Source organism: Brevibacillus sp. HD3.3A (assembly GCF_013284375.2).
In the GTDB taxonomy this organism is placed as follows: Bacteria; Bacillota; Bacilli; order Brevibacillales; family Brevibacillaceae; genus Brevibacillus; species Brevibacillus parabrevis.
Map to the genome: position 1 here is coordinate 4,601,138 of NZ_CP085874.1, position 22,640 is coordinate 4,623,777.

General features: G+C 46.8%; 24 protein-coding genes and 1 pseudogene. 1 reads left to right on the plus strand and 24 read right to left on the minus strand.

Annotated features, from left to right (window positions below):
• Positions 1 to 47 precede the first annotated feature (47 nt).
• Complete coding sequence (locus HP435_RS21400) at positions 48 to 833, minus strand: recombinase family protein (RefSeq protein ID WP_173599896.1); 786 nt, start codon at positions 831 to 833, stop codon at positions 48 to 50.
• Positions 830 to 1,096, minus strand: a complete 267-nt coding sequence (locus tag HP435_RS21405; protein ID WP_173599895.1) for a hypothetical protein — start codon at positions 1,094 to 1,096, stop codon at positions 830 to 832. The genes HP435_RS21400 and HP435_RS21405 overlap by 4 nt, the downstream gene beginning before the upstream one ends.
• A gap of 1,358 nt (positions 1,097 to 2,454) precedes the next feature.
• On the opposite strand from HP435_RS21405, the gene HP435_RS21410 reads away from it, so the two are divergent.
• Positions 2,455 to 3,578 (plus strand): IS3 family transposase gene (locus tag HP435_RS21410; protein WP_229049837.1). Its coding sequence is split into 2 segments (ribosomal slippage): positions 2,455 to 2,704 and positions 2,704 to 3,578, totalling 1,125 coding nucleotides; the frame shifts between segments, so codons are not numbered across the junction.
• Here HP435_RS21410 and HP435_RS29140 read toward each other — a convergent pair.
• The 22 genes and pseudogenes from HP435_RS29140 to HP435_RS21515 form a co-directional block, all read right to left on the minus strand.
• The gene (locus tag HP435_RS29140) at positions 3,575 to 3,706 is read right to left on the minus strand and encodes a hypothetical protein (RefSeq protein WP_255679140.1); all 132 of its coding nucleotides are present in this window, start codon (positions 3,704 to 3,706) and stop codon (positions 3,575 to 3,577) included. The two genes, HP435_RS21410 and HP435_RS29140, sit on opposite strands and share 4 nt — an antisense overlap.
• Positions 3,707 to 4,302: 596 nt before the next feature.
• On the minus strand, positions 4,303 to 4,920 hold the full coding sequence (locus HP435_RS21415; protein WP_173600189.1) for a pentapeptide repeat-containing protein: 618 nt from the start codon (positions 4,918 to 4,920) through the stop codon (positions 4,303 to 4,305).
• 15 nt (positions 4,921 to 4,935) lie between these two features.
• Positions 4,936 to 6,519 carry a hypothetical protein gene (locus tag HP435_RS21420; RefSeq protein WP_173600188.1) on the minus strand — a complete coding sequence of 528 codons (1,584 nt, stop codon included), beginning with the start codon at positions 6,517 to 6,519 and terminating at the stop codon, positions 4,936 to 4,938.
• 134 nt (positions 6,520 to 6,653) lie between these two features.
• A complete protein-coding gene (locus HP435_RS21425; protein ID WP_122965907.1) occupies positions 6,654 to 7,334 on the minus strand; it encodes an Imm3 family immunity protein in 681 nt (226 codons plus the stop codon).
• A gap of 24 nt (positions 7,335 to 7,358) precedes the next feature.
• Positions 7,359 to 7,847: a deaminase domain-containing protein gene (locus HP435_RS21430; protein ID WP_141254300.1), complete on the minus strand. Its 489-nt coding sequence runs from the start codon at positions 7,845 to 7,847 to the stop codon at positions 7,359 to 7,361.
• Positions 7,848 to 7,951: 104 nt separating this feature from the next.
• On the minus strand, positions 7,952 to 9,187 hold the full coding sequence (locus HP435_RS21435; protein WP_173600187.1) for an IS110 family RNA-guided transposase: 1,236 nt from the start codon (positions 9,185 to 9,187) through the stop codon (positions 7,952 to 7,954).
• Positions 9,188 to 9,323: 136 nt separating this feature from the next.
• Positions 9,324 to 10,355: a replication initiation protein gene (locus tag HP435_RS21440; RefSeq protein WP_173600186.1), complete on the minus strand. Its 1,032-nt coding sequence runs from the start codon at positions 10,353 to 10,355 to the stop codon at positions 9,324 to 9,326.
• A 379-nt stretch (positions 10,356 to 10,734) separates the two neighbouring features.
• A complete protein-coding gene (locus HP435_RS21445) occupies positions 10,735 to 10,905 on the minus strand; it encodes an IDEAL domain-containing protein (RefSeq protein ID WP_173600185.1) in 171 nt (56 codons plus the stop codon).
• A gap of 30 nt (positions 10,906 to 10,935) precedes the next feature.
• A pseudogene (locus tag HP435_RS21455) lies at positions 10,936 to 11,774 on the minus strand (recombinase family protein).
• Between the two features lie 158 nt (positions 11,775 to 11,932).
• Complete coding sequence (locus HP435_RS21460; RefSeq protein ID WP_173600184.1) at positions 11,933 to 12,442, minus strand: HGGxSTG domain-containing protein; 510 nt, start codon at positions 12,440 to 12,442, stop codon at positions 11,933 to 11,935.
• A gap of 132 nt (positions 12,443 to 12,574) precedes the next feature.
• The gene (locus tag HP435_RS21465; RefSeq protein WP_173600183.1) at positions 12,575 to 12,781 is read right to left on the minus strand and encodes a hypothetical protein; all 207 of its coding nucleotides are present in this window, start codon (positions 12,779 to 12,781) and stop codon (positions 12,575 to 12,577) included.
• 122 nt (positions 12,782 to 12,903) lie between these two features.
• Positions 12,904 to 13,068: a hypothetical protein gene (locus HP435_RS21470; protein ID WP_173600182.1), complete on the minus strand. Its 165-nt coding sequence runs from the start codon at positions 13,066 to 13,068 to the stop codon at positions 12,904 to 12,906.
• A 4-nt stretch (positions 13,069 to 13,072) separates the two neighbouring features.
• Positions 13,073 to 13,195: a hypothetical protein gene (locus HP435_RS29145; protein ID WP_255679142.1), complete on the minus strand. Its 123-nt coding sequence runs from the start codon at positions 13,193 to 13,195 to the stop codon at positions 13,073 to 13,075.
• A gap of 90 nt (positions 13,196 to 13,285) precedes the next feature.
• Positions 13,286 to 13,663, minus strand: coding sequence for a hypothetical protein (locus tag HP435_RS21475; RefSeq protein ID WP_229049731.1), 378 nt, complete (start codon positions 13,661 to 13,663; stop codon positions 13,286 to 13,288).
• A 206-nt stretch (positions 13,664 to 13,869) separates the two neighbouring features.
• Positions 13,870 to 14,457, minus strand: a complete 588-nt coding sequence (locus HP435_RS21480; protein WP_229049732.1) for a hypothetical protein — start codon at positions 14,455 to 14,457, stop codon at positions 13,870 to 13,872.
• A gap of 24 nt (positions 14,458 to 14,481) precedes the next feature.
• Positions 14,482 to 17,481, minus strand: coding sequence for a late control protein (locus tag HP435_RS21485; RefSeq protein ID WP_229049733.1), 3,000 nt, complete (start codon positions 17,479 to 17,481; stop codon positions 14,482 to 14,484).
• 150 nt (positions 17,482 to 17,631) lie between these two features.
• Entirely contained in the window at positions 17,632 to 18,003 is a 372-nt protein-coding gene (locus HP435_RS21490) for a DUF4280 domain-containing protein (RefSeq protein WP_122965909.1), read from the minus strand.
• 35 nt (positions 18,004 to 18,038) lie between these two features.
• Positions 18,039 to 18,671, minus strand: a complete 633-nt coding sequence (locus HP435_RS21495) for a hypothetical protein (RefSeq protein ID WP_122965910.1) — start codon at positions 18,669 to 18,671, stop codon at positions 18,039 to 18,041.
• Positions 18,668 to 19,183, minus strand: coding sequence for a hypothetical protein (locus HP435_RS21500; protein WP_173598230.1), 516 nt, complete (start codon positions 19,181 to 19,183; stop codon positions 18,668 to 18,670). The genes HP435_RS21495 and HP435_RS21500 overlap by 4 nt, the downstream gene beginning before the upstream one ends.
• 14 nt (positions 19,184 to 19,197) lie before the next feature.
• Positions 19,198 to 20,298: a pentapeptide repeat-containing protein gene (locus HP435_RS21505; protein WP_173599561.1), complete on the minus strand. Its 1,101-nt coding sequence runs from the start codon at positions 20,296 to 20,298 to the stop codon at positions 19,198 to 19,200.
• A 15-nt stretch (positions 20,299 to 20,313) separates the two neighbouring features.
• Entirely contained in the window at positions 20,314 to 21,795 is a 1,482-nt protein-coding gene (locus HP435_RS21510) for a contractile injection system protein, VgrG/Pvc8 family (protein WP_173599562.1), read from the minus strand.
• A gap of 49 nt (positions 21,796 to 21,844) precedes the next feature.
• The gene (locus HP435_RS21515; RefSeq protein ID WP_173599563.1) at positions 21,845 to 22,621 is read right to left on the minus strand and encodes a DNA and RNA helicase; all 777 of its coding nucleotides are present in this window, start codon (positions 22,619 to 22,621) and stop codon (positions 21,845 to 21,847) included.
• Positions 22,622 to 22,640: the final 19 nt, after the last annotated feature.

Below are 22,640 nucleotides of genomic sequence, written 5' to 3' on the forward strand. Positions count from 1 at the left end.
TGCTCTATACGATACGGATACACCGCCGTTAAATGCCGCGGCGGGGACTAGGAAATGATCGGCTGATGCAAGCCTTTCGCTTCAATCTGCCCATAGCGGTACATCCCCCGATAGAAATCCTCACGGTCTAGGATGCGCTTGACTTGTACCTTCGTGAAGGGCTTGCCTTGAACCGTTCTGTAGCCCGCTTGATTCAGTTCTGCGGCGATTTGAGACAGCGACCAAGACGGGTGCTCCAACCTGATCTCGAACAGCCTACGCACCGTCTCAGCCTGTACAGGGTCGATGGAGAGCGTCTTTTGTCCTTTGACGGCTGAATAGCCATATGCCACTCTGCCGCCCGCATAGCCACCTTCCTGTGCCTTCTTGCGCCGTCCTCGGCTTAGCTTCAAGGCGATTTCCAACCGTTGGTATTGGTCTAATAACTCCATCATGCCGTTTACGAGAAAATCGTTCGGGTCATGGGCATAAATGCTGTATTGGGGCTGTTCAATGGCTTTTACATCGACTTTATGCCGCTTTAGCTCCCGCTGAATCAGCACTTTCACAATGTCTGCCCTCCAAAGGCGGCTGGTGTTCAGGACAACGATATATTTCACGTCTCGCCATTTCAGGTCAGACAGCATTTCTTGCAAGCCCTCCCGCTCTATGGTTAGCTGTTCCTCATCCACCTTTGCCCCCGATATGCCTTCATCCTTGTAGATGTCCAGCAATTCAAGGTTGTGGCGGGCACAGTAACGCTGAATCTCTTCCACCTGATAACCAAGGGAGTATCCGTCTTTGACTTGTCCCTGTGTAGATACACGGACATAGCCGACAACTCGTGTTTTCATCCCTCTATCCCCCTTTCCTGCTGTAGTCGATTGGTGATAAACGCTTTTTCCAGCCTGATATGGCATAAATCCGCCAGCCATTCGCATTGGAGAGCGCAAACAGCTTTCACAATCTCTTCGATGGCTACAAGATGGTAGTTGTGCCCTTCTTGCTCCGTGTATGCAAAGATGAAAGTCAGATACGCCTCGCAGGTTTCCACTCTCCGCATAAGCGTGATTTCCTGCTCTGTCAGTTGGGTTTGTGTCCGTGACCAATCCTTCATTCGTTCACCCCGTTTCGGAAATTCCAGTTTTCGTAACGCCTTCGGAATCAGCAAACCCCAGCCGCGCATTCCGCATACATCGAGCAGGCGGGCGGCGGGGCAGTTCACAGGCTTCTATATGCGGTTGTCAAAGGGCGAAATCAACTTGCTGTGGGGAATACAGAATCATATGACGGAAGGAATGTAAAGGGGGTTAGAAGCAGAATGAATATATATTTTTAATCGTTACGGGGAATCAGGACAGGGCAACGAAGAACCCCCCCAGTGTCTAGGAAAAGAAGAAGCCCCCCTCGCGGGCGCAGGGGCGGCGTGATTCCTACGGGAAGTTTTTTAAAAATAATTGATGCGGTTCACTTAACTCTCTCCTTGCCATGTCGTATAGAGAAAGTAGCAGGTCTATTAAGATCATTGAATTGAATATTGAAGCTCTACCCGTGGTCGCAGAAGAACACGTTAAAAAATGTCTCGGCATTCATCAGCCGATGTTAGTCAACTCGTTAAAGGAGGATTGGCTAACATGTGTCTTTTTTCGACTGTGTTAGCTAAGTCCTACAAATGATTCTTGTTAGGCAACTTCCCCAGATTTTCCGTCGTAGTGTCCGAAAGGACAGGGAACCTTGACAGAGTGATAGTTCCGACTATCCGCGCAGTAAAACTACACCTGGGTGCGCCAGATGTCTCGTAGGCTCGGGATACCTCAACTTCACACAGCCTAGTCGTTCTCCCTCGCAAGAGGGGGAACGCTCTGTTGTCCTCCCTTCACACAGGTGAACTCCCCGCCTGCGGAGCGGGCGGGGGGTGAGACTGAAATGAACGCTGACACCGTAAGAATAAGATAATAGGAATAAGGATATGAGTAAGATAGAACTAGAGGATAGAATAACAGAAATAGAAGAAGCTCAGAGGATGGACATCTACCATCAGAATAGACAGCAGGAATCAGAAAACACGAATCAGAAATCATTGAATAATGAATAGATATGTAGATGATTGTGATCGTGAAATAACCTCTAACGCCCCGCCCCCATTTTTTTGTAAACCCCAATAAAACAGCAAAAAGAAACCCCTCACAACGGCGGGGGATAGGTTAGCCAAACAACGGCAAGTATTTACGATAGTAGTCAATATGATCGTCGGATAGCCGCCAATCATATTGATTAAGGAACCGAGCAACTTTTGCTAAGACTTGATTCCGATGAACGACATCCTTATGTGTTGATTTGGCGAGGTAGTGAGCTAGGCTTAGTTCAGCTTGCTCCTGCGACAGAGTGTCTGTATGGATCGGCTACACTGAATTGGACAATTCTCTTAGGGTCTAGTAGATTGAAATCAAATCGACATGGAACGGAGAGAATGTCGTGGGGAAACGTGAGCGTCGGTCATTTACAGATCAATTCAAACAGCAGATGATTCAGCTTTATGAAAATGGCAAACCACGTGCAGATATTTTGAGAGAATATGATCTGAGTGCATCTGCGTTTGACCGTTGGGTCAAACAGAGTAGAACCACAGGTTGCTTCAAAGAAAAGGACAACCGAACAGAGGAACAAAATGAACTCATGGCGTTGCGTAAGGAAAATCAACGGTTGAAGATGGAGAACGATATTTTAAAGCAAGCAGCGCTGATCTTCGGACGAAAATAACAGTGATCCGGCACAATGCACATAAATACCCCGTGTCTGCCATGTGCACCATCCTCAAGGTGAATCGGAGTACCTACTATTATGAAAGTAGCCAGCAGCCATCTATCGATGATGAGGTGGAGCAAGCAATCATCCATATTTTTGATGAGAATCAGCGCGTGTATGGAACCAGAAAGATCAAGGCAACCCTACAAAAAGAAGGATGGATCGTTTCCAGACGGCGGATTGGACGCTTGATGAAAAAGAATGGTCTTGTATCGGTGTATACGGTTTCCCAGTATAAACCGCATAAGTCACCGTGTAACGATTCACCAATCCAGAATGAACTGAACCGCAAGTTTACAAAAGATGAACCACTCGAGGCGGTTGTGAGTGATTTGACGTATGTCCGAGTCGCAAACAAATGGCACTACATCTGTCTGCTCGTGGACTTATTCAATCGGGAGATTATTGGGTATAGTTGTGGAACCAGTAAAGATGCTGCGCTCGTCTACCAAGCTTTTGCAAGCGTAAAAGGAGACCTACGTCAAATTCAGCTCTTTCACACGGATCGAGGCAGTGAGTTTACCAATCGTACGATTGGTGACGTCATCCGTACATTCAACATCAAGCGCTCATTAAGCATGAAAGGCTGCCCCTATGACAATGCAGTCGCAGAAGCAACTTTTAAGCTGATTAAAACGGAGTTTGTCAAGAATCGAAGATTTGGGTCACTCGCACAGTTGAAGCAGGAACTAGGGGCATACGTGAAATGGTTTAACGAAACAAGAATTCACTCGACATTGGGGTATTTGAGTCCACTCGTTTACAAACAGAAAGCACTTAAGAAATCTGTCTAGTTTGGTGTTGACAGTCCAGTAACATGCTTGGCAAAGATGAGGGCAAGTTCGTCCATATCAGAGCCATAACCGAGCACATTTTCCCGCCGCATCAGGGTTAGGACTGTATCTAACGGCAGTCTTTTCATGCGTTAGCCCTCCCTTTCATCGCGGCGACGGGGGCGTGTAGCTCTTGCTCAACTCTCCATTTCCGCCATACGAGATATTGACGCTGTACGTCCTGTTCATCGTAGCCATGCTGTACCATGACGTTCAGGATGGCGCGGGGGATGGAATCGGTGTAGCCATACAAGCAACTACGAAACCCTCCCCATGAGATGTCATACAGGACAACAAACGCTCGATGTGTTAGCCCTAGCTTCTGAATGCATTCTTTGACTGGATGATTCATGGATGATTTCTCCCTTCGAGATGTTTTCCCTAATAGGTTAGACACTCTACAGGCAGGAATCACACCAGACATACAGAAGCATAGGGCGATTTTTGAATCTTGAATTTGTCACATCTGAATAACCCATGAATAAAAAGAAAGCCTAGAATTTAACGGTAACTCCCGAGTGCATTCGATTAGAATACCGCATCTTATCATACTATCTGGAAGACTTACCGATTCGGTTTATTCTTCGCACTAGCATGAGAACTTGAATTGCTTGGTTTCGTTATCTCTCTCCAGCTTAACGGACGGTGCTTGATGCGCGTTAGAGTTAATGCTTTTTGAGGCCAATTACTTAGAGTTATCTGTGGAATTGATTATGAGCCACTGTCTAGCATCTTCGCCTTTAAGAATGATAGGTTGTTCTGGAGTACCGATATTGATACTCTTAATGAAAGCCTCTTCTAATCCACGCATACCTTCTAGTTGTGCTGCTTGAAGCAATACTTCTTCAAATGTTGAGGTGCTTACATCAGTATTTTGGAGGTTCGCATTGCGGAAATCTACTTGATCAAAAAGTGCCCCTACTAATTTCGCATTTCTCAAATCAGCTTTGTTAAATATAGTTTCAATACAATCGCTTCTAGCAAATCGTGCGTTTTGCAAATTCGCATTCGTAAAATTTGCATAAGAGACGTCTGCCTTATAAAAATCAGCACTTTCTAGATTTGCATCTTCAAAAGTAGAGGAACAAACCACTGAGGCATACATATCCTTTTTTACCAAGTTCATTCCATTAAATACACACGCAGTTATATAGGCTTGATCTAGAGGGTAATCTGCTAAATCTATATCTCGAAAATCCACTTCATCGACCGCTAACTTTTTCCCCTCTCGACCAACTGTTTCAATCCAGATTTTATGTGATTTTAAAGACTGAATTAGTTTCTCATCTCTATGTTCGTTCATAGTGTGTTCCTCCTTTTAGGGGTACCAAATTATCCTGTCTGATATTCCCTCCTTTTGGATTGCATCTTTTAATTGTTCGACATGCTCTGGAGTCAGATTTCGCTTGTCAATTATTACATTATGTCCTCGTTCAAATTCCTTGTATATTTTCTTCATTGCATTATTAACTGTAAAGGCACCCTTTTTAGGTGAAGTATGACCATTGGGGTAAGATTCAAAACTCTTTATATCCCATTTTTGACCAGTGGTTTCATCAATAAATTCAGACCCCTTATCTGCCTTTGGATCCCTTATAATTCTTCCTAACTTGCCTTGGCTTTCTAAATCCAACCCTATTTCTCTCTCTTTTATCCCCTGTTCCTCAATTCTTCCCCCATGTGAAGGATCACCTGCCAAATCATCCAATTCCTTTTGAGTTCTTCCTCCAGTATAACCCGTCCCCTCAGCCCCTGCCTTTTCCTTCTCATAAGGCTGATTTTTATTAGCATCATTACCCTTCTTATCAGTAACTGGCTCATCATGATGAGAATGCCCGAGGTCTCCGCTCGCCTTTCCTCCTTTTGGCGACGTATTCTTGCTGGGAACATCCGTATCCGTAACTTTACCGTCATGCCCCTTTGATGTCCCCGAACTATGCGACCCGCCTTGCCCTGTCCGATCTTTCGAAAAGGAATAGCCCTCCCCTTTCTCCCAGAAGAAAAAGCGTTGACCCGTCATCGCATCTTCCATCACGACCAGTCTTCCGTTTAACTGCTCGCTCATCTTTTCGAGGAACTTCGCAATCGTTTCGCTCAGCTCTTTTAACACATCATCCAGCAGCTTGGCCTTCGTCTTGAGCTTCCCGTCCTTGAGGGGCACGCCTTCCAACATGTCATTTTTGCCGGAGCCGTGCAGGGGTCCGCCTCTTCCCTTTCCGCCGTCCGAATCACTATTAGCGTGCGGCTTTTTGGAACCATGCGGCGAGTCCACATCCAACTTCGCCACCGATTTGCCGCCTTTTAATGCTGCTGTGCCCATTCCACCGCTATACACCGTCAGTACGGCTTCCGCTACGACCATGTCTTTCTTAAATTCATTTTGCCCTTTTGCGTAGCTTTCTTCGACCGAGCGGGTCCACAGACCGCCGTGCAAATTATCCTGTTTGTACTTCTCGTCTTTCACAAAAGGGTCGATGTAATCGTTGTATAATCCTGTCCCGATCGAGACGGCTGCGTCGCCTGCATCTTGGGCTACGTCCTGCCATGATTTTTTGCCTGAAGCCACGTTCTCTACATATTCGGCTGTGTTGGTAGCGACTTCCACCGCTCCTTTGGCCAAGTTGTTCCTCTCGGTCAGCGAACCGACTTCGGAGCCGCTCACAAACTCATACAAGCTTTGGGCGTCATCGCCTCCCAAAACACCTGTCACAACCAGGTCGCCCGCGTCTACCGCCGCGCCCCACAAACCAGCCAACGTATCCCCAAAGGCCGCAAACTTCCCTTCCACCTCGGCGATCTGGTTATCCAAGGTTCGTTTCGCCATGACCGCAAGAATCCCGTTGGCCGCTACATCTTGCTCAAACGCACTCCATATTTGCTCCTGTATGACAAAAAAGCTCATTCCTACTCATGATTCAGGTGGAAAGAGCTTTTGAAAGTTAATCAAGTATGTTTATCAAATTTTTTAGTATTTGGTTTGTTGGTTGTACGATCTTGTTGTTGGAGTTGTAAATAACCTTAGACTATTCGTCTTCGCTAAAGCTTACTCAACACTTCTTTAATTCGGATGGACAAGTCTATCTTCTCATCTTCTGTTAATTGTTCACCTATTTCATTTACATCGAACTGTTCCAGTTCCTTTCTGATTTCTACAAATTGTTCATTTTCCTTAATATCATATCTAAGTAATAACTCTACAAGCGTAGTTTTAACAACAATATTTTCACTCAGCGTATTTGTACATTCACGTTCAAATCGCTCCAATACTTTCTCTATAATTCCATTTTTATCTTTCACTTCATTAACAATTATCCAAAAGTAATTCTTTACTTCTTTTTCCATTTCATAGTAGTGCCATCTTGTGTATGGGCTATAATCCACTGTGATATTATCAATTTCATCTAGTACCATATCTCTGCGCTCCAATATGTCCTTATACTCATCTGGAGTTGTTTCAAGTTGAAGTTTCTGTAAATCTAGTGAATTTAATGCCTCAACTATTTTCTCTTTTGCTTTAACAAATATTTTGGAATGTGTTAAATAGATCTTTCCTTCTGCTATGTTTACTACTGCCTTCTCCATTTCACCTCTACTTTGTACACCAAAATATGCATCAGATGTGCAGGCAAGTGCTTCAGCATCACTCATCTTCTCGCTTTTAAAATCAAAATATCTCTCATAAAACGCACCAAATAAAGCTTCATAATTTCGTCTCATATATCTATCTCCTTTTTAGTTATGTTAAGGATCCACTAATTCATCGCCGTTATGAATTACTTCAATAACAATATTTGGATAATCTTTGTGAAATCGCTCAATAATCCTGCTACAACTTGCACACGTATCTATTTCAGTGAATAATTTTATTTTACCACGGGTTTTTGAAGGCTCCTTTAATTTATCTAGTCTGGCAGCTAAATCATTTAGAATTTTATACTCCGTATCATTATCTCTTTTTCTTATATTCCCACCCCTGTCTGGTGCAAGGGTAGCCTCATACTTTGGTTTAGTTGGCTTTAACGAATAATCAGCATAGTCTTTTGCCTTGTTATCTCCATTTAAACTACTATGTGCATAAAATTCCTTTTTGTCCATTCCTTCTATGTCTACTTCTGAATATGCAAAATTAAGTTCATCTTTAAGTCTATTAGAAAGCTTGCTCCTTAACTCTCTAACCCTTTCAATAATGTGCCCTTCTGTATCTAAATCAATTTTTCTTGTTGGAAACACTTTCCCATAGCTTACATTTGAATCAGGTTTACTTGTCCCCTATGTTGTAAAGCTAATCTATTGAAAAGTAACGGTGGTTGCTAGAATACTAGCAATACCACCTGTCAGCTCGCTTGTTTTTCTACTTGTTCGGGGAGACGAAACGCTGTCTTGTGCTTCATCATGCCGTAAATAATGTTGACTAGTCTCCGCATCACACATACCAATGCTTGCGTTGGTGTTTTGCCTTCTTCTTTCTTGCGGTTGAAGTATTCGTAAAACAGTGGATTACGTGGTTTCTTGCTACCTTTTGAAACTTGTACCTGCTGGACAGCTAGGTTATAAAACAAACCATGAAGTATCCGATTACCCTGTCTGCTTTTTTGGTTCGTACCTTTGCCGCCGGAACTGAAATTGACAGGGGCTATCCCTGCAAAACGTGCCAGTTTATCTGCGCTGGCAAAACGGCTAATGTCGCCTATTTCTGCCACTAGAGAAGATGCCGTTACCAAATCTATGCCTGGCATCGTTTCTAGTTGGTAGTCTAGCCGTTTCATCATACCTTGCAGTTCGCCTTCTACATATTCGATTTCCTTCTTGTTGAACTGTATGTCCCGCACATGGCTCTTGATTAGAAAGTCTCGTTGTTCCTGATAGCTTCTGGTTGTGTCTCCATCTGCATGCACGAGTGCCAGTATTTCTTCTGCCTTCCTTGTCGAACACGCATTGTTACTTGATTTCCGTAAAGACTCCGCAAATTCTTCGACCGAGACACCGTTTAGTACGTGTGGGGCAGGGTACTTCTCCCAAAAAGCCAGCGCACATTTTCCGTCGATGTCGCTAAAGAACTTTTTGTAACTGGGGTAATGGTAACTGAGTTGGGTGTGCAATTGGTTTTTAAGGGAGATCAATCCCTTCACCAAGCCATTCCTTCTCGTCACCAGTTGACCAATCGTCCAGTATACGTCTTGCGGGTTTGCGGCGGGTAAGATGTCCAACTTGTTTAACAAGATTCTTGCTACACACTCCGCATCCCAGCTATCGCTTTTTTGTGTGGTCGGGTAACTTTGGCGCTCGGCATACGACAGAGCAGAATTGACCTCCTTCACCTTCTGTTTGTTTTCCAGCAGGTACACCGCTAATGCCCTGCCGTACCCGCCCACATCTTCCAGCCCATACACAGGGGTCATGCCTCGCTTCTTTAATTGCTTGACATACGTGGTCAGTTCTTCAAAAGCGGACGGCTTGTTCTCAAACGTCACTTCCCCCAGCTTCTCGTTCCAGCAGTTGATGACTACAGCCGTATGGGTTTTCTTGTGCAGGTCAACTCCAATGTAAATATGCTTCTGTTTGTAGTGCATGCAAGGCATCACCTCTGTTTATGAAGTACGTTGAAAGGTAAAAAATATCGGCAACCTCAGCTCAAGCGTTAGTCAACAAGTGACCCGCAACGGGACGCTATCCAGTCCATTTTCTATTCGTTCAACGTCTGTATGACTACATATAATAAAATTTCAACGTTTTTAAAGGAGCGTACGAAATATTTTTCGACATTCCCTCCACAAGAGGTAAACAGTGATGCGTAGTATACGATGTTTTCCAAAATCTGCACAACCCTGTATGTTTCCTGTCGTTTTCCTCTGTGGGAAGGTCGTATACTGTATATACGAAATCGTTACACCAATCGCTGTTGAAACTGCGGTTTACGCTACCCCCCAGCACTGCCACACAAGGTACTTCAACTAGCGATACCCATTGTTCCCTTGCTAACCTGTTGAAATCTACGTGATACGGGTTTGCAAGGGTTTCTTTTACCCCTTTACGTATCCGTTGCGTATACATCTCTGCTCCGTCCCGCATGTTGCGAATCTGTTCCACCCTTTTTCTAGGGAGTACATCCCAATCTGTTACCACTGCCGCAAAATACTTGTCGTTCTGCTCTGGTGGATACCTCCCCACATCCGACAGTAATAATTTCTGGTCTGGTTTGTATACAATCTCAATGCGGCTTAATTCGTGATCGAGCATGATCTTCTGTTTCTCCCATCGCTCCAGTCGCTTATCGTAAATGCGGCAGTATCCGTTCGTCTTGCGCTGGTGGGGCAGTCCGAAATACCTCGTTGTTCCCTCATGAGTCATCTCCCGCCGCATATCTGTAGGGATGACGATGACATTTTCCAATGAAGTACTCACATCATAAGCAACATCACAGCCAACGAAAGTTATCCTGCTTGCCACCTTGCGTATCGGTTCCAGCAACTCATGAAAATGTAAGTAATGTTCGGGGCGAGTCTCTAGCCGCAAAGTATGTAAATGTCCCTCCGTCTCCCTATAATTCTTGTAAAATACATGTAGGTAAGCCCCGTTTTCTTTCCGTAAATGTAACTCGTAGCAGTAGTCGCCCCAATAGGACGTTGGCTTCATTTGAAACCCGTTCATCGCCGCGTCTCTCATCAATCCGTAATAAGCCCCAAGCGGCACATCCTTATACTCCATGACAAATTTGTCTATGGATACACTTGCCTTCATCACACGCTACACTCCCGTTCTCATACGATTTTTTGCTCCATGCGATTGTAAAATGTAACAATTACTCGACTAATTAAGTAATTATCGGGCTGTCCGTTTCTGACTGTTAAACGCAAAAAAGCACTTGTCGTCTATTACAGACAATCAAGTGCTCTAAGAGTTGAAGTTTACCAAGTTAGCAGTATCCCCTGAACCACAATCGAATACTGTACGGAGATTATGACACACGCTTTGTTTGGAGTCAACAATAACGTATGACCCTGTGAGATGGTTCACTCACGTTTATTTCTCCCGTTATCGGTGTCATTTGTGGTACACCCACAAGAGAACGTCGTATCGCCCGCTTCACGTGGGTCTGCTGTTAAATCCCTTCCGTTCTCTAGTCAAGTACGCCTAACTCTCGTCGCGCTTCGATCTCCATTTCCCGCAATCGCCTTTGCTTTTTGACCAGTTCCTCAAACCATTCCTTGTCCTTCATGGCCAGAGCCATATCAATCATTTCGTCGTAGTCTTCTGAACACATCATCATTCGCTCTTTGAATTCGCTCATTTGTCCAGCCTCCCAATGTCTACGTAATAATTAGCTGACCTGCCTTGCCTTGTTCCACAACTGGCGGCTAATGATACGAGGAAACACATCTTTCTGCCTAATGCCATTCTTCTCTTTTTGCCCGTTGTACATGTTGAACCCTGTGTACGTCTCATTGTTCAAAATGTTTTGTACCTGTACGACTTCCAAGCCTTTCCTGTCTTGGTTTGGATACCAGCGTTGTTCAGCAACTTGGCGATGCGATAAGGGTTTGTTCCTTCTACATATTCCTGAAAGATGTATTTTACGGTGCTGGCTTGCTGGTTATCCAGTTCAATGTTTCCGTTCCACAGCCTGTAGCCATAAGGAATACCTCCGCCAGCGTATTGATTCTTTCTAGCCGTAGCGATTCGTCCGTTTCGGGTACGTTCATTGATGGTTGCACGTTCAAACTCAGCAAAACCGCCAAACATTTGCAAGAAAATCTTCCCTTGCGGAGTCGAGGTATCCATTCGCTCCGTCACACTAATGAACGCCATGCCTTGTGGTTCCAATTCCTCTTCGATCAAGTCCAGCAGATGATTCAATTGACGATGGATACGGTCTGATTTCGTCACGACAATCCCGCCAACCTCATGTTCGGGCTGCTGAATGTAATGCAGCATCTCTTGATAACCATCTCGTTCTATTGTGCTGCCGCTAACCCCTTCGTCCTTGAAGATCGCTGCCAGTTGCCAGCCCTGACTCACGCAAAACGCTTCAATCTGCCTTACCTGTTCACTAATAGATGTGTTCTCCATCTGACTGTCCGAGGAGATACGCACATAGCCTACCCATTTCTTGACCTTCGTTTCCTTCATGTAAATGCCTCCTGTTTTTTGTAACACCATACGACCTTACGGAAGGCATTTACAACCCTCTTTATCCTTTTTGCCGCTCGTTAACCGTGATCGTGGTAAGACATTTTTACATTCATTTTTAGATGCCACGCCTTCTGCGGTAGTAAAAAAGGAGCGAAACAAAGCGTGTGCTCTGTCTGCTCCTGTCTTCATCCTTGAAACTTGCTTCTAGCTTGTTGCAGTATTTCGACCAACTGCTCTAACGAGCCGTCGCTTTTCTGCTTCTGCATATCCCTGAGCTTGTCGTTCTCCCGAATCAGCGCCGCAACATTCATCTGAACTTTAATGATCGCATCTTCCATCTCTCTAATTTCAGCAGGGTCAGGCTTGTCCTTCTGTTCCTCCTGCTGAATACGCATTAGCATACGCCGTATCCGTAACGCTGAAAGCCGATACTCGCTATCCACCTGTACATTCGGGTCGGTTGGAACCTGATAGTACAACTCTTGCTCTTCCTCCGTTAGCGTATCTAGCCAGATCGTTTCATACAGTCCATGTTTCAAGGCGTTTTTGTTGCCTTTTAGACGTTCGCTATGCTTCGCCCTGTCCTTCGGGCCAGTAGATTTTCCACCATGCAACCTGCAACGTCCATTCTTTAGAGCCGCTTTTTTACAAGCTTCACCGCTTTTCGTCTTGGCTCCGCATTGTTTCTGTTCCATTTTTATATCCCCTAACCTCATTTCATGGGGTATCGTTTCCCCGACCGGGGGGAGGACTTCTTGCCTCCAAGCTGTTTATCCATCTGTTTTCTGCTACGTAAGGATATTCTCTAACCGTGTTTCATTACATGTTCAATATTCTTGTTCATCCGTAAAGCAGGATTCTACTAATACTTTCCTCCTACTATCTTCCCTCTGTTTCTTATGCAACTGAAACTCCTCAAGCTGTTCCGTTTTAGCAATAAACGTAAAGCAGTCAAAGTACATACGTGTTAGTTCTGCTTTCGTATTAATCTCGTGAAGTAACAGTTCCCATAAGAATTCTTCATGTTTCGTCATTGTGTTCTTTCCTCCGACTGTCGTATTTGGTTGCTCTCGTGGTCTCGTGTCTGCTGCGGTAAATTGTCCCCTGGTTGTACAATTGAATTGGTGTGCTGCCTAATAGCGTCAGGCTGCATGTGTTATGCCTTGGATTGCTGTACCTTTCGTTCCCAGTATCTGCGCTCGTACTCCTTCGCTTTCAGACGATTCTCCGGCTTCTGTCTCCATCTGCGCCGATACTCACGCTCATACTGTCTTCTGTATTCTCGGCGTACTTCCAATGCTTCGGGGCTTAGTTGTTCCATTCGTCTATTCCTCCTTCACCAATTCAATAATGTCCTCGTCATCTACGATTTCAATGATTCCTTCCTCGTTTGCCGACTCAATAATCTCCTCTAGTGGTTTAAATCCTTTTATCAACTTCCTACTCAATTCTGTTCCCCTCCAATTCTTCCAGTTTTGTTCGTTGGGATTCCAATAGCTGTTCCGTTTCCTGTAATTGTTCCTTTGCTCGTTGTACCATTAACACAGCTTCTCGTTCCGTTTATCCAGTTCTATCTGTTGACGGGCTAATACGTTTTCGTTGTGCTGTACAGTATCCCTTAATCCAGATGCTTCTCGTTCCAAGCTATCTATGCGCCGAAGCATTTCCAGTCTAGGATGTCCGTCCTTCTGGTCTGCTAGATGGTTATAATAGTCAGCTTGTTCTAGTAGCTTGCTTATTTCTGCTGCTACTTGAGGGTCGGTACTACCAGATCGTCTTAACTCGTCCGCCTGTTGCCGTAACGCTCTTGCTTTCTGACAGTAACCTCTCACTTCTTTTACGATTGCCTGATACTCTGCTTGTGCCTGTGCAATCAAACACAATGTTTCATCTACTTTTTGTGCTTGTTTCGCCATTTTCCTTTTCCTCCTTTGAATTTGGGCATACAAAAAAAGCTCATTCCTACTCATCGTTCAAGTGGGAAAGAGCTTTGAAAGTTTATCAAGTGTTTGAATTGTTTAGTGTTTGGTTTGTATTGTACGATCTTGTTGTTGGAGTTGTAAATAGGTTTACACAAAGTGATTAACAGCCTCACCAAACCACGTAATACAAACAAAAATTATTAGCAGGCGAACCACTTTAGGCTCGCTATTAAATCTACTTCTAATTGTGAAGTTGTTAATACAGAGAAATCGTCTGAATCATCGTGTAATCCATGGGACAATATAAATTTCATATCATTTTCCATTACTATCTCTAGACCAACTTCATTTGGTAATTCTTCAAACAGAGCATTTTGGGGATCGCGCTTTATTATATTTATTTCTTTTATATTTTGCCCTACTATTTGAATCCAATAAGGACTACTATATATTTTATCCTCAGCATCAATTGGATATAAATCAGTGTCATTTTCAATAGATTCGTCTTTAATATACCCGGTATCATCTTTTTCAACCCATAAAATAACCGAATTTCTTGAAGGGTCACTAGCTGCTCCAATTACTAACCCTGATTCAAAATATAGCAGTAGAGGTCCAGCAGTTAGAGAGAACACTTCATCTTGTGCAATCTCACATTGTTCCATTGATTCTTTGCTTTCCCACCAGCTAAATCTTATTAACTTGCTAAGCTTTTCATTTTTAATAATCTGTAACAACTTAATCCTATCAGATGGAATTGAGGATCCGTCTCGCAACTCGTTATCCATAAACACTCTCCTAAATTCAATATGTTATTTTGAATTTTTCCTGGCAGATTCTATAAGCAAATCAATCATTCTTAGATTATTTTTTGATGGTTTTACTTTTTTACCTACTTCTACGTTTAGGGGATCAGCAACTACTACTCTTCCATCTTTTCCAATTAGAAACTGCAAATCATTAATCTTGATCTTCTTTTCAACCATTATTTTTCTTATAGCAGTTAAATCCTCAATACTTCGTTGATTCAATAATGATGATTCTCCAACTATTTGCACCTTACCATCATGTAATTTTACTATATCTTTGGAACCTTGTGCAAACCTGTCAAACATAAGGGCATCTTTTCCATCAACAAAAATTGAGCGTCCATTTACTGTCGGTAATCCTAGCTCATCAAGTTTGTTTAACAAACCCAACTCTTCTGTAATTAGCTTTTGTGGCTTACCGTCTTTTAGAACCCCTACAGCTTTATCCTCCCCATAGGCGTACACATTCTTATTACCCCCACTACCTAATAGTTCTCCTAAATCACCGCTTGATAAATTTGGTTTACCCGTCCCCTCAGCCCCTGCCTTTTCCTTCTCATAAGGCTGATTTTTATTAGCATCATTACCCTTCTTATCAGTAACTGGCTCATCATGATGAGAATGCTGAGAAGGCCCGGAATCTCCGCTTGCCTTTCCTCCTTTTGGCGGCGTTGTTTCATGTGGAATGTCCTTACGAGGAGCCTCATTGACATGGCCCTTTGACGTGCCCACATTTTGCCGCCCATTTCCATTTTCTGTTTTTCTAAAGTGAGAAACCATCGCCTCTTTGTCCCAAGCCCAAAAGCTTTGCCCTGTAACCGGATCGACCATCTCCACTTTCATACCGGTCTTCTTCAAGACTTGTGTCAACATGCCAAGCTGAAATTTTTCCTTTATCAAATCCAAGTCCTTCAACACATCAACCGGCAACTCGGCCTTCGTCTTGAGCTTCCCGTCCTTGAGCGGTGCTCCTTCCAGCCCATCATTTTTGTCAGAACCATGCAAGGAGCCGCCTTTGCCTTTTCCACCGTCGGAATCGGCATCGCCATGAGAATTCTTTGTACCTCTCCCCCCCTCCTGCTTGGCTATGAATTTCTCGGCCTTTAGAACAACTGACCCGCCTCCAAAACTGTAAGCGTTCATGAGTGCTTCCGCCATGATCAGGTCTTTCTGATATTCGTTTCTCCCTTTTTGATAGCTGTCTTCTATCGAACGAGTCCACAGACCACCGTGCAAATTCTCCTGTCGGTACTCCCCTTCTTTCATGAAGGGTTCGGTGTATTCTTTCACCGTCGAGATGACGGCTCCCCCTGCATCTCCCAGTACATCCAGTGCCGTTTTTTGGCCCGAAGCCACTTTCTCTACATATTCGGCTGTGTTCGTGGCGACTTCTACTGCTCCTTTGGCCAAATTGTTCCTCTCGGTCAGCGAACCGACTTCGGAGCCGCTCACAAACTCATACAAGCTTTGGGCGTCATCGCCTCCCAAAACACCTGTCACAACCAGGTCGCCCGCGTCTACCGCCGCCCCCCACAAACCAGCCAGCGTATCGCCGAAGGCCGCAAACTTCCCTTCCACCTCTGCGATCTGGTTATCCAAGATGCGTTTCGCCATGACCGCAAGAATCCCGTTGGCCGATACATCTTGCTCAAACGCACTTAACAGTTGCGGAAAAGAATGCCGGGCACTCGCCTCCAGCTGAATGTTTTCACTGCTCGCATTTGCTTCTTCGATTAACTCTAGGGCATCTCCTGCCGTTTTGACCGTCAATCCTTCTGTGCCGGACAAATGAACAGCCGCACCGCTCAGGCTCACGGCGCCCTTTCCTTGAATCCGCACCTGCGAAGCACTATTGAAACTGACGCCCGCATCCTTATTCATGGAGATGTACAGCATGCCCTCCTGCGCCGTCATCGTCAGCTCTTTGTCGCCCAGCGTGAACTCTTTGCCTTGGGGGTTGCCGAACGATTTGACTCCCGGGTCCTGCATTTTTTTCGCTTGCTTCTGGACGGCTTCGCCTTGCGGGGCGTGGCGCACGGAGTTCATGACCATGCCGTCGTCCTCTTCGGCACCAGGGAAGTACAGCTTGACCTTGGAACCGAGCTCTGGCATGAGGTATAAAATCTGGTTGCCTTCTGCGGCGTACGGGAACCATTGGGCTTTGCTTGCGTCTTGTTTTTGGTCCATATTCAAGTGAATTTTGACCTGGTTGCGGCCAACCTGAATGATTTTGCCGTCGATGGCTGCGCCGATAATCGCGGAGTTGTACAGCTTCGTTTGCTTGACCGATTCAGGCACAGCGCACACGTAAGTCCACTTCAACAGTCCCTGCTCCAGCGTTGCGGTAACCTTTGTGATGACAAACGTTCGTCCGTCACGCTGCACTTCATCGCCGATGTACAGCCACTCGTCGTGAGCAAAGGTGTACGTCGTGTACTGGTATTCGGACAGCGAGGATGCGCCGTTCGCCGCTTTTTTCATATATGGCGCAATCGCCCGGTTGACCTCGTACGGAGCCGCTTCCAGCTTGATTTGCTTGCGTCCCTCGGGCATCCCGATCCAGAAACGCACCTTGTGGTCACTGACATCCGGGACGAGGACGGCTCCCACATGCGAAGCGATGCGCCTGACAAAGGTCCAGTCCGTCTCCTCGTACTGCATGATGAACTTGCCCTGCTTCTTCTCGTCAAAAGCTTGGTCGATGAAATCCCCGCCCGGATAGACGGACAAAGCTTCCTCGACGACATCCCGGTACAGGCGGTCTACCTGTTGAAAAGAGCGTGTTTTCGGACTCAAGTCCATCGCGTATGTATGGGAAATCGCTTGAATCGTCACGTAATGAATATCCCGGACGACTTTGATCTCCACATGCTGCAAGCAACCCATGAAAATCGGCTTTTTCGCCGCGCCCTGTTTCCCGTACAGCCCGATGCCGTCGTGATTGCTGGCCAGATGGATGATTTCCTCTTCTTTGTCTTCCGGGACGATTCCGGTCAGGCGCAAAGTCGCATGCGTGCCCGTCTGATGCAAAAATGTCAGGCTGTCCAGCCGGATCGGCCCATACGGCCAGACGACTTGCAAATCGTGATAGGCCATGACGCCATCTGTTGCCTGCATGTCATTTCCCTCCCTTTTTCAGGTCGCAGGTTGACGTCAATCTTGTCCGTCCTTGTCAATGGTGATGATGCCTGAGGCAGTGCAAACCAGCCGCGATTTGCTCAGCAAAGCGGGTTCGTTATCCACCAGCACATCCTCTTTTCCGTCCGTCCACTTTTCCGGCGTCTGCGGCACGCACTGGCTTCCCGTCAGCTTGCAAAATCCGAAGCAGCCAATATTCGCACCCGAAGCGTGATCTGCGACGTTCATGACAGGCTTTCCGCGACTGTACACTCCGTGGCACGTAGGCAAGTTTAGCACCCCGGGGTCTGTTCCTTGCGAGCATTTTGCTGTCGCGCCGCGTACGACATACGAATACTCTTCGCCAAATATTCCTGCACTCAGCGCCCTGAGCAAGTTTTCCAGCATATCCCTCTCTCCTTTCCCACTCATTCACCAAAAGCTTATACGCCCTCGCTTATCTTTAGAGTCCGGATCAATGCGGTCGCAAGCGGCTGCCACACCCACGCTTCACTCGCCGAAAACACCAGGCTGCCAAAAAAAGCTCTCCCGTTTAGCGACGTCGCGAACATGATCTGATAAAAGTTGCCGTCTGGCTTCGGAACGACATATTCGTAACTCGCCATTAACCGCCCAGCTTGCTCCCACACATCGTTTTTTACGATCTGCAAACCTGGCGTCTTGCTTTTGATCTGTGCCGTCATCTCACGCAAAAAAATTTCGCTCTCATTCACCGAAAGCGCATGGATCATATGGTTGAGACCAAGCAAAATCGTGCCTGCTTCGTCCTGAAAAGCCAGCTGCTCATGCTGCTGTGCCGTGCTGCTTTTGCCTACCAGTCCTCTCGGCATAAGCTGGAGCGTGCGCGGCAAAATCATGCTTACCTGTCCGTCGAAGATCACTTTCTCCTCAAACGCGAACGTGCGCCCGTCATGCTCCATGCTTCCAAGCTCCGCAGCCGCCAGACATTCTTCCCAGGTCAGCTGTGGTCGCTGCCGACTCATCTCCTCCAGCTGCCGCTTCATTTGCAGCTCATTCCACACATCCAAAATTTTTTCATCCCAATGTTCTGTCATGTCTGTCTCCCCGACTCGATCTCCACTTTTTGCAATACGAAACCAGTCAAGCCTCTACGCAGAAAACTTTCCGCCGCATCCAGACTCACCACGATGTACGGCTCCAAAATGCCTTGCACCGAGAAGAAATGGTGTCGCTTTACCTTTTCGTAGTCCAGCACCATTCTTTTCAACGCTCCATTCTGGTGAAACTCGCTGCCCGCGGATAGCGCATCCACCGGGGGAACCTGCATGATCCAATACACATTCCGATCGTTTTGTTGTCGGTCGATCAAATCGACGCGTTTCCAACGAATGCCCAGATTGTACTTGGCGGTAATGGATTTCATCCGGTCGGACAGCATGTACAACGGCCTGTCCAACCAATCCGGATAAGTGAGGCTCCCCTCCGACCGGACTTCCAAAACAGTCACGGGCAAAAGCGCCTCGATCCCCTCTTCCAGTGGCAAGCCAGTGGGCTGCACCTTCCGCGAGATACGCCTGTCCTCCGTGAGCAAATAGTAATCCCGCACCGTGATCACCTCCTTCATTCCGCTGCCCAGCAAATCACTTCCCGTTGTTCGTCTGTCAACGCAAACCGATCCTGATCCCGTTCCAAAAAGATCGCCTGTCGTAAATTTGCTCCGCAGAAGCTTGCCCTGTATAGACGAGAATGGCGAAAATCCGCCCCCTCCAGATTCGCCTGATCAAACCGGATGCCAAGCAAGCCTGGTTGCCTATACCGTTTGTCATTGCTTGTCTGTCCGTCCGTGTAAGTGAAATTGGCCCCACGAAGGTCGCTTTGGCGAAAATCGGCATCGCAAAGCAACGAATGGCGAAAGTCAGCGTTTGTCAGCTTGCTGCCGATCCAGTGCGTACCCATCAGCACGCATTGACGAAACTCGCTGTTAGCCAGATCACTGCTGCTAAAGTCGTTGAATCGCAAATCCAGCCCGTCCGCCTTGATCTCGCGCAACTGCATGTTGGCAAATGTTTCGTGCGTACACTGCGCTCCTTTTGTTTGCTCCAGCAGCTTTCTCGCTTCCTCTTCTTCTCTCGCCTGGATATCTTCCACATAGACCGGCTCGCTCAAATCTTTAAACTCGCCCACCCGGATTTGAAATCGCTGCGCTTTTTCCAATTGCTTGTACTCTGGCAGCTTGACCACTTCTGATAGGGAGAGGCGGGCAAGAGCTGTCACGAATTGGGCAAAAAAGTCCAGCTCCTTGAGCACCATCCGTTCTACATCCGGTGCATCCAGCACGCCCATGTACCTTTTGCGCCGCTCTTCCAAAAGTCGCAGAAGTCCGGAGATTTCTTGAAAAGCCCAGCCTGCGTCATAGCGGGAAAAGCAAGCCGCCTCATCCCAATACCATTTGTCTGTATAAGCTTCGAGCAAATATTGGTTTGATCCGTCCAACACGGACGTGCGCAACAGCGAAAGGTGAATAAATCCGACAGCTGGCATAACACCTCGTGCCTGCCTTTCTTTAATCTGGATGGCAAACTGCCGCATCGCTTCCACAAAATCCGCTACGAGCCGCTCCCTGTTTTCCAGAAAAAAAGATTCCAAAGCCGCAACACATTCTTCCAGCGCAGGCAAAGCGACCTGCTCGTACAGATGCTGGAGCGCTTCCGCTTTTTTCATGGCTGAACGAGCCTCCTAGTTCATCTTGATTTCCGAGCCTTTCATTTCAATTTTGTCTTCCAACGTAATCGTGTTCCCTTTGCCTGTCAGCTCGATCTTTTGCGCATTAATGTGTATCGTGCTTCCAGACATGTTGATGTCTTGTCCGGCTGTAATGTTCACGTTTTGGTTGCTCACAATCGATATTCCGTGCTTGTCGCTGATCGTAATCGACATCTCCCCCGCGGAAATGACGATTTTATCGGGAGCCAGCACAATTTCTTTTCCGTATTTCGTACGAAACGTCTTGACCGCCGGATCTTTCATCCGATCGTTTCCGCCGCCGCTTCCTCCTGCGGCAGCAGCTCCGCCTCCCGAGCCGCCTGACTTTTTCTTGGCATCCGGTTTGGCGTCTGGAATATCCTTCAGAACCGAGCTGATGGCTATCCCGTCCTCTTCCTTCTTGCTGGGAAAATAAATCCGGATTTGATCGTTGACCTCCGGCATGACGTACCAGCCCGTCTGGTTTTCGGATGTGTAAATCGTCGAGTACGGAAACCAGTAAGCTGTGCTCTGGTCTTGCTGGTCATCCATGTCCAGCTTGGCCCGCACATTGTCATTTTGGATCTGGAGCACGCGTCCCTGGATGGAAGCCCCGATGATCGCATGATTGTACAGCTTCTTGCGGTACATGCCTTTGCGCGGAAACAGCTTGTACGTATGCGTCAAAATGCCGTCCTTGATTTCTGAGACAGCTTCCCCGACCACAAGCGGCCTGTTTTTGAACTGGACTTCGTTGCCTACCTCAAGAACTTGCTCACTCTCTACCTCGTACACCGTATAGTCTTGCTCGTTGATTCCGGGAATCTTATTTTCCGAATCGCTTTGGAACTCGCCCACCCGCTTGTGGACGGTGTAGTGGCCAGCCGTCAATTTGCCCTTGTCCTGGCCGCTTGGCAGTCCAAAGAAAAATTTAGGCAGCGGAAAAGTCGTGGCGGGAACAAGACCGGTATAGAAGCGCGAAGCCATTCTTTTCAGAAACTGCCAGTCAGTCTCCTCGTATTGCATGATAAAGGTGCCAAGCGTTTTACCTTTGGTAACCGAGTCGATAAAATCGGCTTTACCATACGCTGACAGTACCGTCTTCACCAGATTGGCATACGTCATCGCCGGGTTTTGGAAGGAGCGCTTCTTCGTTTTGACATCAAGCAAATACGTGTACGAAACCGCCTCTACCGACAAGTAATACACGCCCCGACTCGCTTTGACATTGACCCGCAGCACGATGCCCTCAAACCAGGCTGTCGGCTTTCCCTTTCCGTCCGTCAAAACGATTTTGACAGGTGTTTGCGAATTGGTTTGATTCACATAGCTATCCTTCTGCTCCTCGGAAATGATTCCGGTAAACCAAAGCCGCGCGTGCTCGTTCATTTTTTTCACGACTTTCAACGTTTGCAAATGAGTCAGTTCATACGGCATCACTTGGATGTTCTTGTAGGTGAAAAACTGGCTGCTCATCGAATCCCTCCCGTCTGGCTACTGCCTGATTGTTGCCATCCCGCTTCCGCTAATCCACAATCACCCGCTGCCGCCCGGACGCCCGCCACTCTTGTCTGGGCTTGTCGCCGCTCTTCGCCTCTTCCAAAATACGCCCCAAATAGCTGACGATCTGCGGATTGGAGCTGGCGCGATAGCCGAAGCCCAACCGGGTGCCTATATAATGAAGAATCAGGTCGCGCTCCACTCGCTCGGCGTTGATTCCTTGTGTGGCAAAAGCGAGGTCGAAGGCGTTTGTCGTTTTGGTCTTCAACAGCTCGTGCGAAAAATAACGCAAGATCGCCGGAGCGAGTGTCGGGTATTGCTGGCCTGCATATTCCACATTCGTGAAATTCCACGTGTTGTACTCTGTTGTCAAATCGAGAAAATACGGGTAATCCGAGCGCAGCTTCGCGCCTTCCTTGAGCTTGAAACGGCCCAGCTCGCGCTCATCCGTCCCGATGTCCATGTTCGTATCGAGCACATAGTGCGTCTCGTACGCCAAAAAGTCGGTCAACGTCGCCTGCTCGTCGAAACGTATTTTCAGCATCGTCTCCTTGCCTGTCGCTTCGTACGGGAGCCGTTCCTCGCGATCCAGCAAATAAATCCGGCCTTGATGCTTGATGATGCCGCGGCCGACGACGAGCTGTCCGTCCTCGACCGCAACGTCCATGCCGGAAATAATTCCGTCCGTGTAGGCGAGAAAATGCAGCTCGGCGAGATGTCTCGGATAGTCCCGCAAGCTTTCGAGCATTTCCCGCTTGAGAATCCGCCCCTTGTGAAATTGGGGAGAGAGATGGGAAAACAAGGTTGTTCCCCCCTTCTTG

Excerpts from the sequence above, each read along its gene's own strand:
- HP435_RS21465 (WP_173600183.1), bottom strand. The coding sequence starts at position 12,781 with ATGACGAAACATGAAGAATTCTTATGGGAACTGTTACTTCACGAGATT.
- HP435_RS21505 (WP_173599561.1), bottom strand. The coding sequence starts at position 20,298 with ATGAAAAAAGCGGAAGCGCTCCAGCATCTGTACGAGCAGGTCGCTTTG.
- HP435_RS21490 (WP_122965909.1), bottom strand. The coding sequence starts at position 18,003 with ATGCTGGAAAACTTGCTCAGGGCGCTGAGTGCAGGAATATTTGGCGAA.
- HP435_RS21405 (WP_173599895.1), bottom strand. The coding sequence starts at position 1,096 with ATGAAGGATTGGTCACGGACACAAACCCAACTGACAGAGCAGGAAATC.
- HP435_RS21415 (WP_173600189.1), bottom strand. The coding sequence starts at position 4,920 with ATGAACGAACATAGAGATGAGAAACTAATTCAGTCTTTAAAATCACAT.
- HP435_RS21495 (WP_122965910.1), bottom strand. The coding sequence starts at position 18,671 with ATGACAGAACATTGGGATGAAAAAATTTTGGATGTGTGGAATGAGCTG.
- HP435_RS21435 (WP_173600187.1), bottom strand. The coding sequence starts at position 9,187 with ATGCACTACAAACAGAAGCATATTTACATTGGAGTTGACCTGCACAAG.
- HP435_RS21400 (WP_173599896.1), bottom strand. The coding sequence starts at position 833 with ATGAAAACACGAGTTGTCGGCTATGTCCGTGTATCTACACAGGGACAA.
- HP435_RS29140 (WP_255679140.1), bottom strand. The coding sequence starts at position 3,706 with ATGAAAAGACTGCCGTTAGATACAGTCCTAACCCTGATGCGGCGGGAA.
- HP435_RS21425 (WP_122965907.1), bottom strand. The coding sequence starts at position 7,334 with ATGAGACGAAATTATGAAGCTTTATTTGGTGCGTTTTATGAGAGATAT.
- HP435_RS21440 (WP_173600186.1), bottom strand. The coding sequence starts at position 10,355 with ATGAAGGCAAGTGTATCCATAGACAAATTTGTCATGGAGTATAAGGAT.
- HP435_RS21510 (WP_173599562.1), bottom strand. The coding sequence starts at position 21,795 with ATGAGCAGCCAGTTTTTCACCTACAAGAACATCCAAGTGATGCCGTAT.
- HP435_RS21445 (WP_173600185.1), bottom strand. The coding sequence starts at position 10,905 with ATGAGCGAATTCAAAGAGCGAATGATGATGTGTTCAGAAGACTACGAC.
- HP435_RS21420 (WP_173600188.1), bottom strand. The coding sequence starts at position 6,519 with ATGAGCTTTTTTGTCATACAGGAGCAAATATGGAGTGCGTTTGAGCAA.
- HP435_RS21480 (WP_229049732.1), bottom strand. The coding sequence starts at position 14,457 with ATGGATAACGAGTTGCGAGACGGATCCTCAATTCCATCTGATAGGATT.
- HP435_RS21460 (WP_173600184.1), bottom strand. The coding sequence starts at position 12,442 with ATGGAACAGAAACAATGCGGAGCCAAGACGAAAAGCGGTGAAGCTTGT.
- HP435_RS21475 (WP_229049731.1), bottom strand. The coding sequence starts at position 13,663 with ATGGCGAAACAAGCACAAAAAGTAGATGAAACATTGTGTTTGATTGCA.
- HP435_RS21470 (WP_173600182.1), bottom strand. The coding sequence starts at position 13,068 with ATGGAACAACTAAGCCCCGAAGCATTGGAAGTACGCCGAGAATACAGA.